The organism is Clostridium disporicum (genome assembly GCF_001405015.1).
GTDB classification, from domain to species: domain Bacteria; phylum Bacillota; class Clostridia; order Clostridiales; family Clostridiaceae; genus Clostridium; species Clostridium disporicum_B.
This window is the reverse complement of sequence record NZ_CYZX01000007.1, coordinates 40,209-58,289: the sequence shown is the minus strand read 5'-3', so window position 1 is coordinate 58,289 and position 18,081 is coordinate 40,209. Positions and strand designations below refer to the sequence as shown.

Here is an 18,081-nt window from a genome sequence, read left to right as displayed (position 1 = left end):
AAAGATTCATTTGTATAAATCAAAGTTTATGATATACTATTGATGTTATTATTAAATAAAAATAAAGTTGTTTAGCCTCTTTGTTTTTGGGTAATAATGTTAAATAAATTATATAGGCGGTGAGCAAAATTAGTATTAAATCAATAATTAGTATTTTAGCAACTAAATTTACAATATTTCTTACTAAAACTATTTTAAAAGGTGGTACAACTTTTCCTGGTAAGGTTGCATTAAAATTAGATAAGGATATTTTAACTAAGGTTGCTTCAGGATATAATGTAATCCTTGTAACGGGTACAAACGGAAAAACAACAACTACAAGCATGATTTACAATATACTGAAAGAAAAAGGTTATTCAGTTATTACAAATAATACAGGTGCAAACCTTTATTCTGGAATAGTTACTACTTTTATAGATAACTATAAATTTTCAGATAAAAATCATGAAAAATTTGCAGTAATTGAAGTAGATGAAGCTAATGTAAAATTTATAACTGAAAAGATTACTCCAAATATAATTACAGTTACAAATTTATTTAGAGATCAACTTGATAGATATGGAGAAGTATATACTACTCTAACTAAAATTTTAGAAGGTGTAACTAACGTTCCAACTTCGAAACTTATTTTAAATGGTGATGAATCTCTACTTGGTAAGCTTGATATCAAAAATACTGTAGTTTTTTATGGATTTAAAACACATATAAATGAGAATAAAACAATAGACATAAATGCAGATGCAAAGTTCTGTAAATTCTGTAAAACTCCATACCAATATAATTTTGTTACATATAATCACTTAGGTGACTATTACTGTACAGGCTGTGGATATAAACGTCCTGAACTAAAATACGGAGTAGATGAAATTATAGATCTTACATCTGAAAGCTCTACTGTAAAAATTAATGATACAGAAATATTCCTTAGTCAATCAGGAGTATATAACATCTATAATGCCCTTTGTGCTTATAGTATTACAAAGGAGCTTGGAGTAGATGACTTAACAATTAAAAAATCATTAGAAAGTCAAAGTTCTAGCTTTGGAAGACAAGAGACTATTAATATTGATGATAAAGAAGTTAAAATAATATTAGTAAAAAATCCAGCTGGCTACAACCAAGCATTGGATACTTTATGTCTTAGTAAAGATCCATTCTCTGCTGCATTTATACTTAATGATAATTATGCTGATGGAAGAGATGTATCTTGGATTTGGGATGTAAATTTTGAACACTTAAATGATGTAGAATTAAACGAGATATATGTTTCTGGATTAAGATCTTATGATATGGCTGTAAGACTAAAAACTGCTGGCTTAGACTCTTCAAAATTTTCAATAAATGAAGAATATGATGCACTAACAGAAAGCATAAAAGGTAGTAAGAATAAAAAAGTTTATATTCTTGCCACTTATACAGCTATGATTAATTATAGAAAGCACTTACACTCTAAAGGTTATATAAAAAATCTTTGGTAATATTGGAGGATTATTATGGAATTAAATATATGCCACTTATATCCTGATCTTTTAAATGTTTATGGTGATGTTGGTAATATACTAATACTCAAGCATAGAGCTGAAGCTAGGGGTATAAAAGTTAATATTATAAATGTATCTATGAATGATACATTTAATTCAGAAGATTATGACATTGTATTCTTTGGTGGTGGTCAAGACTTTGAGCAATCAATCGTTTCAGATGATTTGATGAATAATAAAAAAGAAGAATTATCTAAATACATAAATAGTGGTAAAGTACTGATTGCTATTTGTGGTGGTTATCAGCTTTTAGGAAAATACTATACTGCACCTAATGGTGAAAAAATAGAAGGCCTTGGAATATTAGATATTTATACTGAAGCCGGTGATAAAAGATTTATAGGCGATACTGTTATCTATAACGAAGAATTTGATGAAACTTACGTAGGCTTTGAAAACCACTCAGGTAGAACTTACGTTAATGGTCTTAAACCATTAGGAAAATGTATTCACGGTTATGGCAACAATGGTTCAGATGGATACGAAGGTTGTGTATATAAAAATACTTATTGCACATACTTCCACGGTTCATTACTAGCCAAAAACCCTGAGCTTGCAGATAGATTTATTAAAACTGCTCTTGATGTAAAATACTCAGAAATTGCTCTAGAAAAACTAGATGATAGTTTAGAATTGAAAGCAAAAGAAAAAATGATTACTAGACTTTCTGGTAAGTAATCTTTAAAAGTTATACAAATTAAAAGGACGGGGAAATTAAATGACGAAAAGATTTTTTAAAGGTATGGTTTTATTACTTTGCTTAACTTTAATTCTACCTTTTATAGGTAATATTGAAGCTTTTGCATCTGAATTACAAGCTCCAGAAATTATTGGAGCATCTTCAATAACTATGGATATAGATACAGGAGAAGTAATCTACTCTAAAAATGCTGATATGAAGCGTTCTCCAGCAAGTACAACAAAATTACTAACTTCGTTATTATTTGCTGAAAATAAAAATAAAGGTGATTTAATTAGTTATACTGAAACTTCTGCATCACTTACAGAAACTACTTTAAGTGGTTTTATAGCTGGCGGTGTAAAACCTGGCGATACTATGACAGCAGATGATGTTATGAAAGCTGTTATGATTTTTTCTGCTAATGATGCTTCTGTTCTTATGGCAGAATCAGTTGCAGGGTCAATTGAAGCTTTTTCAAAGATGATGAATGAAAAAGCCAAAGAACTTGGTGCACTTAATTCAAATTTTGTTAGTCCAAATGGATTAGAAGATCCTACAAATCCTAATAACAATAATTCAACTACAGCTTATGACTTAGCATTAATAGGTATAGCAGCTTATAAAAATGATTGGATAAGAGAAACTATGACATTAGAAGATACTCCTGTGTATCTTAATGGTGGTAGAATTGATCTTGAAACAAGAAACAAGAATCTTAATAAAGATGGTAATGTTGGTGGAAAAACTGGTACTGAAACTTTAGCTGGTCATTGCTTTGTTGGATTTTATAATAGGGATGGCAGAAATTTAGTTACTGTTGTACTTGGATCTGATTATGGCTCTGATGGTACAAATGTATTTAATGATACTAAAGCTGTAGCTGACTATAGCTACGAAGTTAGCAAAGTTCCATATAAAACAACTGGAGAAGAAATAGGAAACGTAGATTTAAGCTACAAACTATTTAAATTCTTTGGGCCAACAAAAACAATAACTGCGCCAGTTATATTAGCTCAAGATGTAGAATACTATAAAAATGATTTTAATGATACAAATGCAAACCTTTCTCTATCTAATACAAACGCCGATGCTTGGAAGGTTGCATCTAATAACTCTGTTGATTTAACTTTCTCAATAGGACATTTTACTGAAACTGTTAAAGGAACTATTGCTTTAACTACAGGCCAAATATTCAAAGCTAACTTGCCTGTTTATGCAGCTGTAATAATAGGTACTATAATTGCTATCGTATTAATTGTTATAATAGTTAATTTAATAAGAAAATCAAGTAGAAAAAATAGAAGAAATAGATACTACAGATAGAAAAACGGCTGCTTAAGCAGTCGTTTTTTATTAATAATTAAAAATCTATACATAATATATCTAGTTTATACTAAATTATTTATTTTTCTTTTTTAATCGTTAATTATTATGTTATAATCTTTAAGATAATTTTAAAAAAGGTGTGAATTTAATATGACTAAAAAAGTAGACTTTAAAGGCAGTGTTATCTTAAACCCTGTTCCAGTAGTCTTGATAACTTCAAGAAACAAAGAAGGAAAGGAAAATGTCTTTACTGTAGCTTGGACAGGAACAGTTTGTACTAAACCTCCAATGCTTTCAATTTCAGTAAGACCAGAACGTCTTTCCTATGAATATATAAAAGAAACTATGGAATTTACAGTAAATCTTCCTACTTCAAAAATGACAAAAGCTGTAGATTACTGTGGAGTTAGACCTGGTAGAAAATTCGATAAAATTAAAGAAATGAACTTTACTATGAAAGAAGGAACTAATATAAACGTTCCTTATATAGATGAGTGTCCTATATCGATAGAATGTAAAGTTAAAAGTATTATTCCTTTAGGTACTCATGATTTATTTATCGCTGATGTTGTTGGATCCCACGTAGATGCAAGTCTTATGGATGATAAGGGTAAGATTCACTTTGAAGAAGCTGATTTAATTACATATTGTCACGGAGAATATTACAAGATGGATAAATATCCTCTTGGAAAATTCGGATATTCTGTAGCTAAAAAACCGGTAGAAATAAAAAACTCTACATTATTGAAAGAAAAAACAACTGAAAAAGATTCTACAAAACAAAATAATTTTTCTAAAAGCAAAAATAAAGCTAAGAATAAATCTTCTAAATCTGTAGTTTCATCAAAAAAAAGAAATACTTCTAAAAATAATTCAAAATTTAAGAAGAAAACTACTAATTCTAATAAACAAAAGATAAAATAATTACTTGAAAGGATGATATTATGTTTATAATTTCATATAAGCTTCCATACGCTTTATTAGACTCTACAATTGAAACTTTAGCAATAAATGATATATACAATGTATTTTATGAAAACCCTTTGGAAATAACTACAGATGATTATGGATACGGCTATTTAGAAAAGGATGATGAAGATATAATTCTAAAGGTAGCTTTTGAAGAATCTAAAGAATTATTAGATGAATTTTTAATTACTCTAAAAAACATTTTAAAGATTGATTATATCAATGTTGAAGAAAATACTAACGATTATACTACTTTTGAGTCTCCTATAATACACTTAGACGATACATGGGTTATTGCTGGCCCTGAAGAAAACTTTGACCATAAGAAAAAAATAAATTTTATTTCTCAAGGAGCTTTTGGTACTGGACTTCACGAAACAACTCAAGATATATTAAGATTACTACTTAATAAATTAAATTTAAAAAATAAATCTGTGCTTGATATTGGTACTGGATCAGGGATTCTTTCTATAGCTTCCTCAATTGCCGGTGCATCATCTGTAACAGCTGTAGATATTCGTGATGTACAAGATGAAGTTGAGCTTAACGCTTCTTTAAATAATCTTACAAATATAACTACTATTGTTGGTAATATATTAGATAATACTTCATTAATACAGGATAAATTTGATTGGATTTTTATAAATATCGGTGGAGAAGAAACTAAAATGTTCATGAATTTTATAAAATCTCATCTAAACCATGGTGGAAACTTATTAGTGTCAGGTCTTGTGGAATGGAGCTTTGAAGAGGTAAAATCTAATGTTGAAAAGTATGGCTTTACTCTTTTAGAAAAGCATCAAACTAATGAATGGGTAACCGCTGTATTCAACTAATAATTACTTATCATTAATTACTATTTCAATTTACTTATAAAACATATTTAATATTTAAGTTAATCTATTAATATAAAAAGCATCATTATAAAATATGATGCTTTTATATATAATAAATTATGATAATTATTATTCAACCATATAATTCTATGTAGTCATATACTTACATACATTTATATACTGACTTTTAGTATCAACATCTAAATTGCATCCTAAATCATCAACTGGAACAGTAATTATTTCACTATCAAGCTCTTTCCACATCTCTCTTAATCCCCCATCAGAATTAAATTCTAATATATCCTTAACAAGTTCAATTGAAATAAGCGGTGGATGTTTTTTATATCCATCTATTGTTGGAAATACAGCTTTTGCTCTAGTCCTATCCATAGTCTCTCTCACTTTAATAAATGTATTTGCCTTTATTGCTGGCATATCTCCAGGCAATAAATAAAAAGCATCACACTCACCAATATTATTAATACCAATTTTAACTGAATCAATCATATTAGTTACTTCATAATTTTTATTGTAAACAAGTATAACATTTTTCTCTAAATATCCCTTTCTCTTCAGTAATCTTTCTATTCTTTCACCTTGATATCCCAAAACAAGAGTAACACTATAACTTCCCCCCATCAACATGCTATCTATACTTCGCTCTATCATCGTTTTATTATTTATTTTCATTAACGGTTTAAAGTCTCCCATTCTACTTGACATTCCTGCAGCAAGAATTAATCCATTAACCTTCATTTATAACTCTCCTATACAAACAAATTCTTATTTAAAATAACTTGCAATACCCTTTTGTTATGTTAAAATTTTCTTATAATGTTTTAAATTGAAAGTGGGATTTTAATGAACAAATTAGTTAACTTTATAAAACAAGTAAATACTCTGTCTAGTACCTTAGAAAACTATTATTATATCTATACATCAAATAATATTAATCAAAGTGATATAAAAAAATTAAAAGAATTAAAATGTGCTATAAAAACAAATATTACAGAAGATATACTCACTGCTTACAACGAAGGAGTTTCTCGTGACGATCTGTACTATATTGTAAATGCACAATCTGATGACGAAATTCGCTCTATATTTGGAAAATGTCGTTATGTTGTAAGTGATTTTTATCAATTGGAAAAAATTAATTCTATTTCAAAAGAATTAATTAAAAAAGGATTCCTAGAATCAATTGCTATTAGTTTTTCTCTTGATAATAATTCTACATTTTGCAAAGAAAATCTTTCAAAACTTTCTTTAGCACTAAAAAATGCAGATGCTATTGCTGTTCGTGGTGTTTTCTTTATCTGTAATGCAACAACTGATAATGAATATATAAATTATATGAAATCAGCTTATGAAACAGCTAAAGAAATTGCTTCTACTTTACCTTGCAAAATTACTTTTATAAATTTTGGAAGTTGTATTGATAGTTTAAGTAAAGCATCACTAAAAAAATCTAACTCTGATTTACAATATATTCAGAATACAAATTTAGTGAGTTATCTCAATACAACTTCCTTTTACTCAAGATTTCTTATATCATAGAGTTTATAATATTTTATATTCCTTTTTCTGTTAAGAAATCCTTAAGAAGATTTAAGCATACAGCTTTTCTATATTCTGAAGAAACACGTCCCTTCGTTGGGACTATTTTTTTCTCATATTCACTTATAAATTTGTCCTTCATTCCTTTTGCTTCAGATAACGTTTTTCCAACAAACAATTTTTCAACTTCTTTAAACCTTAAAACAGTACCAGAAATAGCTCCAAATGCAATGGCTATATCTTTTATAATATCACCATCCATTTTTATAATACCTGCAAAGGAAACCCTTGAAATAGCAAGGGCATTTCTTGCTCCAACTTTTTTATAGTAATAATTATCAAGCCCTGTTTTAGGTAAAAGAATCTCTACTATTAGCTCATCTTTTTTTAAATCAAGTTGTTTTCTACCTTTATAAAATTCATCTATAGGAACAATTCTACTTCTATCTTTTGATGCAACAACAACTTTTGCATCTGAAACATACTCAATCAGTACAGAGTCTGCTTTAGCAGAACCATTTCCAATGTTCCCCCCCATTGTTCCAATATTTCTAATTGCAGGTGCTGCAATTCTTGAAACTGCTTCCTTCATAAGCTTCGGAACAATACTTGAATTTAAAACTTCAGTAAAGGTACATGCTGCACCTATTCTTATATAATCATTATCTTCAACTATCTTTTTCATTTCAGGCACTTTATTCAAAAAAAGATAGGTTGCACCTTCTTTATTCTCAATCATAAGGTCTGTGCCACCACAATAAGGAGTAACATTTTCAGATGAACGAATTTCTAAGGCTTCTTTAAGAGAAGTCGCCATAAAACCATTTACCATAATCCATTCCCCTCCTCTGATGCAACCTTAATTGCTTTAACAATAGCGTTATATCCTGTACATCTACATAGATTTCCAGAAATACCTTCACGAATTTGTTCTATTGTTGGATGAGGTGTTTTTGATAGTATAGCTTCTGTAGCAAGTACCATTCCAGGAATACAATATCCACATTGAACTGCTGATACAGATGCATATGCCTTATCAATAACCTTAAAACGTTCTGTTTCACGGAAGCCTTCAATTGTAACAATTTTACTTCCTTCACATCTTCCCATAGCAACTGTACAAGAATTTACTAATTCTCCATCCATTAAAATTGAGCATGCTCCACATTCACCCTCTTTACAACCGCATTTAACACCAGTAAGTTTATAATATTCACGAAGAATATCTAATAGTCTATCTGATGCATTTCCATCATAAGTAACATCTTTACCATTCAAGTTAAATTTTATATTATTACTCATCTATTCCATCTCTCCCATCAAAACTTTCATTGTATCCTCTGCAGTAAATGGTGCATGATTCAACCTTACATTTCTTCCTAAGGCTTGTTCAACAGCTTCAACATAGGCACCTGGAGCTCCAACTAGTGGCAATTCTCCAGCCCCTTTTGCACCATAAGGTCCAAATGGATATTTTTCATCAACAAACATATCAACATAAAGATTTGGAACATCAACAGCTGTTGGAATAATATAATCAGAGAATGAATTATTACGAATTCTACCTTTGTCGTCAGATACCATATATTCTGTAGAAGCATAACCAATTCCTTGTAAAAATCCACCTTCCATTTGGCCTACTACAATATTGTAGTCCATAGGTGTCCCAACATCAAAACATCCATAAGCTCCTAATATTTTTGAAAGTCCTGTGTATGTGTCAATTTCAACTTCTATAGCATTAACAGCCCAGGAATACGTCGGATAAGCATCCCCTTGGAATTTATCCAAATAAAATGGAATCATAAAATCTGGCTCAACAAATCTTTCTTCAACAATTTGGTCTTCGCCATCAACCCATTCTTTTCTTAGTTTAATTGCCGCCCTACGTAAAAGTTCTCCTACTGTCATTAAGCTTCTTGATGCAACTGTTGGACCTGAATCTGGAACAACATCTGTATCTGGATACTCATAGAAAACTTTCTCTAAAGGAAGATTTAACTCTTTTGCAACTATTTTAGGGAATGTTGTTCTTAATCCTTGTCCTATATCAGCGTTTGAAGCAAGAATTTGAACTGTTCCATCTGAAAATTTATGAAGCTTTGCAACAGCTTTAATATGATCTCTTTCTCCTGATCCTGTAAATCCTGCACCGTGGAAATACATTGACATACCAATACCTTTACGATATCTTCCTGTCTGGTCTTTAGCATATTCACTATGCTTTCTTCTATAATCACAAGCTTTATCTACCCTATCAATCATAGCTGGAATTGGTACAGGGAAATGATATTCACCTGATGTTGATGTAGAATCTCCTTGTTTCACCAGATGTTCTTCTTTGAATTTAAGAGTATCTATACCTAAATCTTTTGCAACGTGGTTCATCATCATTTCAACTGAAAAGAAAGTTTGTGGTGCTCCAAATCCACGATAAGCTCCGCTTGGAGTTGTATTGGTTTTTACTGCTCTACCCCTAACATGTAGATTTGGAATATTATATATACCATTTGCACATATGATTCCACGTTGTAATACAACTGCAGATAATGTTGTATAAGCACCACTATTAAACATAACATCTATATCCATTGCCGTTACTTTGCCATCTTTAACAGCTACTTTATATGTGTTTCTTGATGGATGACGTTTTGATGTAAATTCTAAGTCTTCCCTACGCTCAAAAATACATCTTACTTTTTTACCTGTTTTAACAGCTGCCACTGCAACTTGACATCCAAGAATTGATGGGAATGCTTCTTTTCCGCCAAAACCTCCACCTGTAACATCTTGTGCGATACGTACTTTATCTGTTCCAAGGTTTAAAGCTCTCATTATGGCACCTTTAACATAATAAGGACATTGCATTGATCCATGAACAAATACTTTACCATCATCCATTACTTCAGCCATCATACCTTGGGTCTCAAGATATGTTTGATCTTGATAACCTGTTTCAAAAACCTCTTCGTAAATTTTATCAGCTTCCTTGAAAGCTTTATCAATATCACCTTTACCATATTCATAATCAAAGAAAACTGTATCAAAATCTTCTATTTTTAATACTGGAGCTAAATCTTCATACTCAACCTCGATTTCTGATATAATTCTCTCTACTTCAGTACTATCAGGTCCACAAACCATACCAATAGGTTCACCAATATATTCTACTGTTTCACGAGCATAAACAGGTGTATCATCCATAACAATATTTACATTATTATCTCCAGGTATATCCGTCTTATCAACATAATAATATCCATGTGGTAATAGTGGCAATTTTACATTGACTAGTCTTGCTTTTGCTTTTTTAGAACGAAGCATTTTCCCAAATAAAATATCGCTATTATCATAATCACCAACATAAAGAGCTTCGCCTTTTATTTTTGCACTGTGGTCTTTTTTTATAACTGACTCACTAATCTTCTCCATTTACATCTCTCCTTTTAATTATTTTTTAATTAGCTCCCTAGTAATATAGTTCTATAAATATTTATTTCACATATTACTATTTATTGCTTTACTAGGCTTTTTATTATTATTTTTTATAATAAGTTTCTCTTAATGGCATAGATGTCCTTAGCTTTCCATCTAGACGATAGTACGCGTGTGAACAAGCAGCACCAGTTGGTATCATACAAAGTTCTCCACAACCTTTTGCTCCAAATGAAAGTGGTATTTCTCCCGGTCCTTTGACAAGTTTAACTTCTAATTCTGGAGTTTCTGTTGAGCGCATCAACCCAAGAGTTCCAAGTTTTGTTTTACAATAACCATCTTCACATTTAAATTCTTCTGTTAGTGCATATCCAAGCCCCATTACCATACCGCCTTCAATTTGACCTTCGACTGCTTGAATATTAACAGGTGTTCCTACATCATATGCTGCAACAACCTTTTCTACTTTGCCTTTTTCATTTAATATTACTACTTGTACACCATAACTATAACTTACATGGCGAACAGGGAATTCTTTTGTTGATGTTAATCCATCTGTCATTGGATGGTATTCACCAAAATATTCTTTACCTTCTAGCTCATTAAGTGTTAATCCTTTATCTAAATCTTCTTTTAGTTTCATAGAAGCACGTTTAACTGCTTCACCAGTAACAACAGTTTGTCTTGATGCTGTACTAGTTCCAGAATCAGGAGTTTTGATTGTATCAGCTGATTCATGAATTACTATCTGTGGTTCTAAACCTGTTGCCTCACAAAGCATAGTTTTACACATGATAGCAATTCCTTGCCCCATACATGCAGCAGAAGTTAGCACGTGCACCTTCCCATCTTTAATAAGAAGCTTACATCTACCTGAATCTATAATCCCTACCCCTTTACCACTATTTTTCCATCCTACTGCAATACCTGCATATGGATTTGATTCATAAATATCTTTTACAGCTTCTAAGCATTCAACAAGACCAACACTTTCATCGGCAATTTGTCCATTTGGCAATATTTGTCCTGGACGAATTGCATTACGATAACGAATTTCCCAAGGGGAAATACCAACTTCTTCTGCAAGGATATTTAAGTTATTTTCCATCGCAAAGCAACTTTGTGCTGCACCAAAACCACGGAAAGCACCTGAAACCATATTGTTTGTATATACAGACATTCCAAGAATATCAACATTTTGATAATTATATGGTCCAGCAGCATGAGTACAAGCTCTCTGCAATACAGGACCTCCAAGTGAAGCATATGCACCTGTATCTGCAATAATAACAGCTTTCATCCCTGTTAATATACCGTTTTCATCACAAGCTGTTGTAAATTCTATTTCCATCGGATGTCGTTTTGTATGGTATGCTAGACTTTCTTGTCTTGAAAATTTAACCTTAACAGGTTTCTTTGTATGCCAAGCCATAAGTGCTGCTAAGTGCTGAACACTCATATCTTCTTTACCTCCGAATCCACCACCAACAAGTTGTGTATGGCAATGAACTTTTTCTTTTGGAATTTTAAGCATCATAGCAATTTCTCGTTGTTCATCATATACAGATTGTCCCCCTGAATATAGAAGAATACCATCATCACCTTCTGGTGCAGCAATAGCACACTCTGGCTCCATAAATCCATGCTCTTGATGTGGTGTTTTATACTTCCTAGTTACAACATATTTAGAATTTTTTATTGCTTCATCTGCATTTCCTCTAACAAGACTAGCTCTTGCCATAATATTTCCATCTTTATGAATTAGTGGTGCATCTCCATGAAGTGCATCTTGTGGTGAAGTAATAGGTGTAAGTTCTGTATAATCTACTTCAACTAAACTACATACTTCATCTAAAGTCTCCTTATGATTTGTAGCAACAAGAGCAATACAATCACCAACATATCTTGTTATTTCACCTTCACCAATCATAACATCCCAATCTTTTTTCATATGCCCTATAACATTATCTGGAACATCTTTTTTTAATAAAATCCTTACACAATCTTGATGTTCTAGAGCTTTACTAATATCAATTTTATTTACCATTGCTCTTGGATATTTTGAACGTACAGCTTTAGCATAAATCATCCCCGGCAAATAAAGGTCATCTACAAATTTACCTGTTCCATTAACTTTTTCAGCAACATCAGGTCTTTTATATCTTTGATTCATGTGTAATTCTTTTGGCTCTTCAGGTATTTCAAGATTTTCTCTAAAAAATCTTGCAGCCATTAAAATTGCTTCTTCAATTTTTTTATAACCTGTACAACGACATATATTTCCTCTTATAGCTTTTTTGACTTCATCTAAACTTGGATTGTTATTGATATCTAAAAGTGATTTTGCAGCAATAACCATTCCAGGAATACAGAAGCCACACTGAACAGCACCAGCCTCTGCAAAACAATGTTCATAAACGCTTTTTTCTCTTTCTGTGAGACCTTCAACTGTTATTATCTTTTTGCCTTCAAATTTTGAAACCTTTTGCACACATGCCTTGAATTTTTTACCATCAACCAAAACTGTACAGGTACCACAAGCTCCTTCACTACACCCATCTTTTACTGAAGTAAATCTTAAATCATCTCTTAAAAACGATAATAATTTCTTATCTTCAGTGGTTGTATAATCTTTCCCATTTACATTTATAGTATACATATTTCCCTCCCATGTTTTTCCATTTCTTTATTTTTATTATAAAAAAATAAAAAAACAACATCAAATTATTCCTTAAAAGAACTTGATGTTGTTTCATTTAATTTTATCTAGATTCTTGAAAAATATTATAAAAATGACTTACTGCATATTCCTTTATATCTTTTTCATATTTTTCATACTTCTTTAAAAACTCTTTTCCTTTCTGTGATAAGACTGTCTTTCCTCCACGTCTTCCACCATGTCTTCTTTCCACAACACTATATCCTAATGCTTCTTCCATTTCATTAATCATACTCCAAGCTTTGCCACATGAAAGCGCCATATATTTACATGCACCTTTTACTGACTGTGTCTCTTCTATAAGTATAAGTAAAAGCTTTGCCCTAGAATTAAAAAAAGCAAATTCCTTTTCTATGCTTATCCTAATAAACGGATGTAAAAGTTCTTCATTATGTAAATGTACAAGTTCATCTATCCTTTCAATTCTTTCTACATCTAATAAAATTCCCTCATCATTTACTTCTAAGTAATCTTTTTCTGTGATTAGCTCTTTTATTGCTCCTCTCATACCCTCCTTACCATCATATGCAAGTATTTTAGGTATAAGCGAGCAATCCAAAAGAAGTGGATGCCCTGTACGACCTTGGTATGATGGAATAACCAACTCCTTGTCCATTTCAATAAGATTTTTTATCGTATTAGAATTATACATAGGAACTGTAACAGGTGTAAAAACAACTTTTTTACACTTATCCTTTAAAAAATCAAGCCCAATCTTTGCAGAATATAATTTATCTGAATTCTCAAATTTTTCATTTCTCAAAAATACTACTCCATAATCTACAAGATGTTGTTCAATTTCAACAGACTGAAAACCTGTTATAACAACAATAGGAGAAATACCAGCTTGCTGAAAAGTTAAAACTAACCTTTTTATTATTGAAATAGAACCAATTTTAAGCAAAGGAGATACTTTATAACTTGTATTTCCAGCCGCTACAATTATTCCGCCTATATTATCCATTTTTACCTCCATTTAACATATCTTTTAAATAAAATGCTATCACCTTAAATTCTATATGTCAATATTAACCACTCTTTATAAAATACTATTTGCTATTACTACAAAACTATTTCATAATATATAAAAACCATCTATGATTTACATAAAAGAAAAAGACAGACCGTTGTCTGCCTTAATAAATATTAGTTAATATTTATTTTTTCTATAAAAATATTTGTAGACATTATAATTTATTTTAACCTTATCAACATACTTTTTTGTTTCAGCAAATGGTATATACGTTAATACATCCCCATCAGGTGAATATCTTTCATCTTTAAGCCATTTAGTTACATGACCGCTTCCTGCATTATATGCAGCTAAAATAAGGTCTAAACTCCCAAATTCACCTTCAAGATTTTTAAGATACCAACATCCAAATCTTATATTTATTTCTTCATCAAAAAGCATATCCGGAGTAAAATCTTCTACCCCAATTTCTTCTGCAACCCATTCACCAGTACTATCCATAATCTGCATTAATCCTTTAGCTCCTCTATTCGATTCTGCTTTAGGCTCAAAATTACTTTCTCCTTTAATTACCGATAGCACCAATAACGGATCTACACCGTATTCCACACTATATTTATCTACATATTCTTTATATTTGTATGGAAAGAAAAAATTCTTCACTCCACATCTTGTTATAAAAAACATCGTTACTGCAACTAAAACTACCACTAATAATTTTTTATAATCCATTTTATATCCCTACTTTATATTGCTTTTAAAAACTCTATAAGTGATTCAACCTGCACCTTAGTCTTCAGTAAAGTATCATTATTTTCAATAATAATATTAGCAAAATCTTTCTTTCTCTCTAAAGGCATTTGTGCATTTATTCTATTTATAGCATCTTCTCTAGATAAAGAATCTCTACTTCTCACTCTTTGAAGTTGTGTATTTGAATCTACCCAAACTAAAATAACATAATCCATCTCTTTATGCAAATCATTTTCTATTAAAGTAGGTGCATCAACTATTACCTTTTTTTCGCCTTTTTTCTCTAATTCTTTTAATTCATCTTCTATTTCTCTTATTATATAAGGTAGAATCAAAGCCTCATACTTAATTCTTTGTTTAGGAAATCTAAATATATGATTTCCAAATTCTTTACGACGGAATTGGCCTCTCCAATCGAAAAACCCAACTCCAAAGTCTATCTTTACTTTCTCTAAAATCTCAGGATATTTTTCTAAAACGCTTTTAGCTATAATATCTGCATCAATTATAGGAAAACCAGCTTCTTTTAGCATTGCAGATACAGTACTCTTCCCAGAGCCAATACCACCTGTTAATCCTATCTTAATCATATTTACCCCCTATTTAGCTTCATACCATGTATTTCCTATATTAGTATCTACCTCTAAAGTAACAGCCATCTTAAGTACATTTTCCATCTCTTCTTTTACTAAAGCTTTAACTACTTCTAACTCATTTTCTTTAACATTTAAAATAAGTTCATCGTGTACTTGTAATATTATTTCACTATCTAAATTCTCTTTCTTTATTCTATTATAAACCTTAACCATAGCTAGCTTTATAATATCTGCAGCACTACCTTGAATTGGAGCATTCATAGCTAATCTTTCACCTAAAGCTTTAACAATTTTATTAGAAGATTTAATTTCCGGTATAAATCTTCTTCTATTTAAGATAGTTAGAACATACCCTTTTTCTTTAGCTTCTTCTTTAGCACTTTCTAAATAACCTTTTATCTTTGGATATCTATCAAAATATATCTCCATATATTCTGATGCTTCTTTTTTAGTTATTTTTAAATCTTGTGAAAGACTAAAATCACTTATTCCATAAACTATTCCAAAGTTTACAGCCTTAGCTCTACTTCTCATAAGTGATGTAACTTCCTCAACTGGTACTTTAAATACTTCTGATGCAGTCTTTGTATGAATATCTGAGTGATGATTAAATGCATCTATCATATTTTGATCACCAGACATATGAGCAAGTACTCTAAGTTCTATTTGAGAATAGTCGCAAGATAATAAAACATCTGTATCTTCCTTAGGAATAAATACCTTTCTTATCTCTCTTCCCATCTCATATTTAACAGGTATATTTTGAAGGTTAGGTTCTGTACTTGAAAGTCTACCTGTTGTTGTAACAGTTTGATTGAAGCTTGAATGTATAGCTCCATCTTGATCTATTACATTTTTTAAGCCTTCTACATATGTAGAGTTTAACTTTGTTATTTGTCTATAGTAAATTATCTTTGGAATAACTTCATGCTTATCCATTAGCTTTTCTAAAACTTCTGCATTAGTTGAATAACCAGTTTTTGTTTTCTTAATCACAGGTAAATCTAATTTTTCAAAAAGAATTTTACCTAGTTGCTTTGGTGAGTTAATATTAAACTCCTCTTCACAGAGTTCAAATATCTCTTTTTCAGTTCTTGCTATCTCCTCTTTAAATTTAATAGCAAGTTCATCAAGTTTTTCTCTATTAACCTTAAATCCAACAGCTTCCATACTAGAAAGAATAAATATTAATGGATGTTCAACATCATAATAAAGCTCATCCATATCTTCTTTCGAAATTCTTTCTTTTAAATAAGAATATAGTTCTTTCATATTAGATACTGCAGTACAGACTAAAGTATCTCCTTCACCTTTAACTTCTTTACCTAAATACTCATTAATTAAAGTTACTAATGGATATTCACTTCTAGCTGAATCTATTAAATATGCAGCTATTGCAGTATCAAAGATATATTCTTTAATATCTATTCCAAGTTTAGTTAATGTTGTTACAAGATTTTTACCATCATGTATTACTTTAGTTATCTTATCATTTTCCATAAAATTCTTTAACAACCTAGTAGATTCTTCAGGATTCTCCATAGAAATCAACTTCATATCAATAAGATACGTTTTTTCACCATAACTTAAATATATTTTATCTAATTCCATTTTAGAATAAATATTACCGTCATTTAATTTATAACTAATAAAAGCAATCTCTTTTTCTTCCTTTAAAATACTCTTTAATAATTCTACATTATTTACTTCAGTTATCTCTATTTTTTCTTCTTCTGATTCACCTTCAATATCATCACCTGGTAGTTTAGCAAGTAATGATTTCATTTGAAGTTTAAAGAACATTTTTTTAAGTTCTTCCCTATTATATGAGTCTTGACTCTTTATATCATCTAAATCAAACTCTATAGGAACCTCTGTCATTATAGTAGCTAACTTTTTACTAAAAATCGCTTGCTCACTATATGTTTCTAAGTTTTCCTTTAACTTCTTACCACTAATTTCATCTATATTAGAAAGTACTCCTTCCATAGATCCATAAGTTGCTATAAGCTTAAAAGCAGTCTTCTCTCCTACCCCTGGTACTCCTGGTATATTATCTGACTTATCACCCATAAGACCTTTAACATCTATGTATTGAGTAGGCGTTACTCCAAATTCATCTATAAAAGCTTTTTCATCATATACAGCTGTTTCAGTAACACCTTTCTTAGTTATTACAACTTTTATGTTATTAGTAGCTAATTGAAGAGCATCTCTATCCCCTGTTACTATAAATACTTCTATATTATTTTTCTCAGCAAACTTTGCTAAAGTTCCTATAATATCATCTGCTTCAAATCCATCTATCTCATAAATATTTACTGCTAATAGATTAAGTACTTCTTTAATTATAGGGAACTGTTCCCCTAGCTCTGGAGGCATCTTCTTTCTACCCGCTTTATACTCTTCATATTCCTTATGTCTAAATGTTGGAGCTTTTCTATCAAAAGCAGCAACTATATAATCAGGCTTTATCTCTTCTTTCATTTTAAATAACATATTTGTAAATCCGTAAACAGCATTGGTATGAACACCTTCTGTAGTAGTTAATGGTGGTATGGCATAAAATGCTCTATTCATTAAACTGTTTGAATCTAAAATCAGTAATCTTTCCATATCTTCCTCCAGTAGTTTCTTATTTATAAGATTCATTATACTATTTTTTTATTATATTTACTAATGATATCCATAACA

The 18,081-nt window shown here is 30.5% G+C and carries 15 protein-coding genes; 6 read left to right on the top strand and 9 right to left on the bottom strand.

The window, feature by feature from the left end:
- The first annotated feature begins 119 nt into the window (after nt 1-119).
- The 5 genes from ARA56_RS06100 to ARA56_RS06080 all read left to right on the top strand — a co-directional run bounded on the left by ARA56_RS06100 (nt 120) and on the right by ARA56_RS06080 (nt 5,354).
- A complete protein-coding gene (locus tag ARA56_RS06100) occupies nt 120-1,478 on the top strand; it encodes a Mur ligase family protein (protein ID WP_055264805.1) in 1,359 nt (452 codons plus the stop codon).
- A gap of 15 nt (nt 1,479-1,493) precedes the next feature.
- The gene (locus tag ARA56_RS06095; protein WP_055264803.1) at nt 1,494-2,219 is read left to right on the top strand and encodes a type 1 glutamine amidotransferase; all 726 of its coding nucleotides are present in this window, start codon (nt 1,494-1,496) and stop codon (nt 2,217-2,219) included.
- Nucleotides 2,220-2,259: 40 nt separating this feature from the next.
- Nucleotides 2,260-3,546 carry a D-alanyl-D-alanine carboxypeptidase family protein gene (locus ARA56_RS06090; RefSeq protein ID WP_055264801.1) on the top strand — a complete coding sequence of 429 codons (1,287 nt, stop codon included), beginning with the start codon at nt 2,260-2,262 and terminating at the stop codon, nt 3,544-3,546.
- Between the two features lie 153 nt (nt 3,547-3,699).
- Nucleotides 3,700-4,473 (top strand): flavin reductase family protein, encoded by a 774-nt coding sequence (locus ARA56_RS06085; protein WP_055264799.1) that lies wholly within the window; start codon nt 3,700-3,702, stop codon nt 4,471-4,473.
- 20 nt (nt 4,474-4,493) lie between these two features.
- Nucleotides 4,494-5,354 carry a 50S ribosomal protein L11 methyltransferase gene (locus tag ARA56_RS06080; protein WP_055264797.1) on the top strand — a complete coding sequence of 287 codons (861 nt, stop codon included), beginning with the start codon at nt 4,494-4,496 and terminating at the stop codon, nt 5,352-5,354.
- Between the two features lie 147 nt (nt 5,355-5,501).
- On the opposite strand, the gene ARA56_RS06075 is transcribed toward ARA56_RS06080, so the two are convergent.
- Nucleotides 5,502-6,110, bottom strand: a complete 609-nt coding sequence (locus ARA56_RS06075; protein ID WP_055264795.1) for a nucleotidyltransferase family protein — start codon at nt 6,108-6,110, stop codon at nt 5,502-5,504.
- Between the two features lie 105 nt (nt 6,111-6,215).
- Between ARA56_RS06075 and ARA56_RS06070 the strand changes: the two genes are divergently transcribed.
- Nucleotides 6,216-6,911, top strand: coding sequence for a hypothetical protein (locus ARA56_RS06070; protein ID WP_055264793.1), 696 nt, complete (start codon nt 6,216-6,218; stop codon nt 6,909-6,911).
- Nucleotides 6,912-6,924: 13 nt separating this feature from the next.
- Here the strand turns inward: ARA56_RS06070 and ARA56_RS06065 are convergent, their stop codons facing one another.
- The 8 genes from ARA56_RS06065 to polA form a co-directional block, all read right to left on the bottom strand.
- Nucleotides 6,925-7,743 carry an FAD binding domain-containing protein gene (locus tag ARA56_RS06065; protein WP_055264791.1) on the bottom strand — a complete coding sequence of 273 codons (819 nt, stop codon included), beginning with the start codon at nt 7,741-7,743 and terminating at the stop codon, nt 6,925-6,927.
- Nucleotides 7,737-8,213 carry a (2Fe-2S)-binding protein gene (locus tag ARA56_RS06060; RefSeq protein ID WP_055264789.1) on the bottom strand — a complete coding sequence of 159 codons (477 nt, stop codon included), beginning with the start codon at nt 8,211-8,213 and terminating at the stop codon, nt 7,737-7,739. The genes ARA56_RS06065 and ARA56_RS06060 overlap by 7 nt, the downstream gene beginning before the upstream one ends.
- Complete coding sequence (locus ARA56_RS06055) at nt 8,214-10,343, bottom strand: xanthine dehydrogenase family protein molybdopterin-binding subunit (RefSeq protein WP_055264787.1); 2,130 nt, start codon at nt 10,341-10,343, stop codon at nt 8,214-8,216.
- A gap of 106 nt (nt 10,344-10,449) precedes the next feature.
- Nucleotides 10,450-13,005, bottom strand: a complete 2,556-nt coding sequence (xdh, locus tag ARA56_RS06050; protein ID WP_055264785.1) for a selenium-dependent xanthine dehydrogenase — start codon at nt 13,003-13,005, stop codon at nt 10,450-10,452.
- 103 nt (nt 13,006-13,108) lie between these two features.
- Nucleotides 13,109-14,029 carry an NTP transferase domain-containing protein gene (locus ARA56_RS06045; RefSeq protein WP_084758980.1) on the bottom strand — a complete coding sequence of 307 codons (921 nt, stop codon included), beginning with the start codon at nt 14,027-14,029 and terminating at the stop codon, nt 13,109-13,111.
- A 186-nt stretch (nt 14,030-14,215) separates the two neighbouring features.
- Nucleotides 14,216-14,770: a lytic transglycosylase domain-containing protein gene (locus tag ARA56_RS06040; protein ID WP_055264781.1), complete on the bottom strand. Its 555-nt coding sequence runs from the start codon at nt 14,768-14,770 to the stop codon at nt 14,216-14,218.
- 14 nt (nt 14,771-14,784) lie between these two features.
- Nucleotides 14,785-15,381 carry a dephospho-CoA kinase gene (gene coaE, locus ARA56_RS06035; RefSeq protein ID WP_055264779.1) on the bottom strand — a complete coding sequence of 199 codons (597 nt, stop codon included), beginning with the start codon at nt 15,379-15,381 and terminating at the stop codon, nt 14,785-14,787.
- A gap of 9 nt (nt 15,382-15,390) precedes the next feature.
- Nucleotides 15,391-18,003: a DNA polymerase I gene (gene polA / locus ARA56_RS06030; RefSeq protein WP_055264777.1), complete on the bottom strand. Its 2,613-nt coding sequence runs from the start codon at nt 18,001-18,003 to the stop codon at nt 15,391-15,393.
- Between the last annotated feature and the right edge of the window lie 78 nt (nt 18,004-18,081).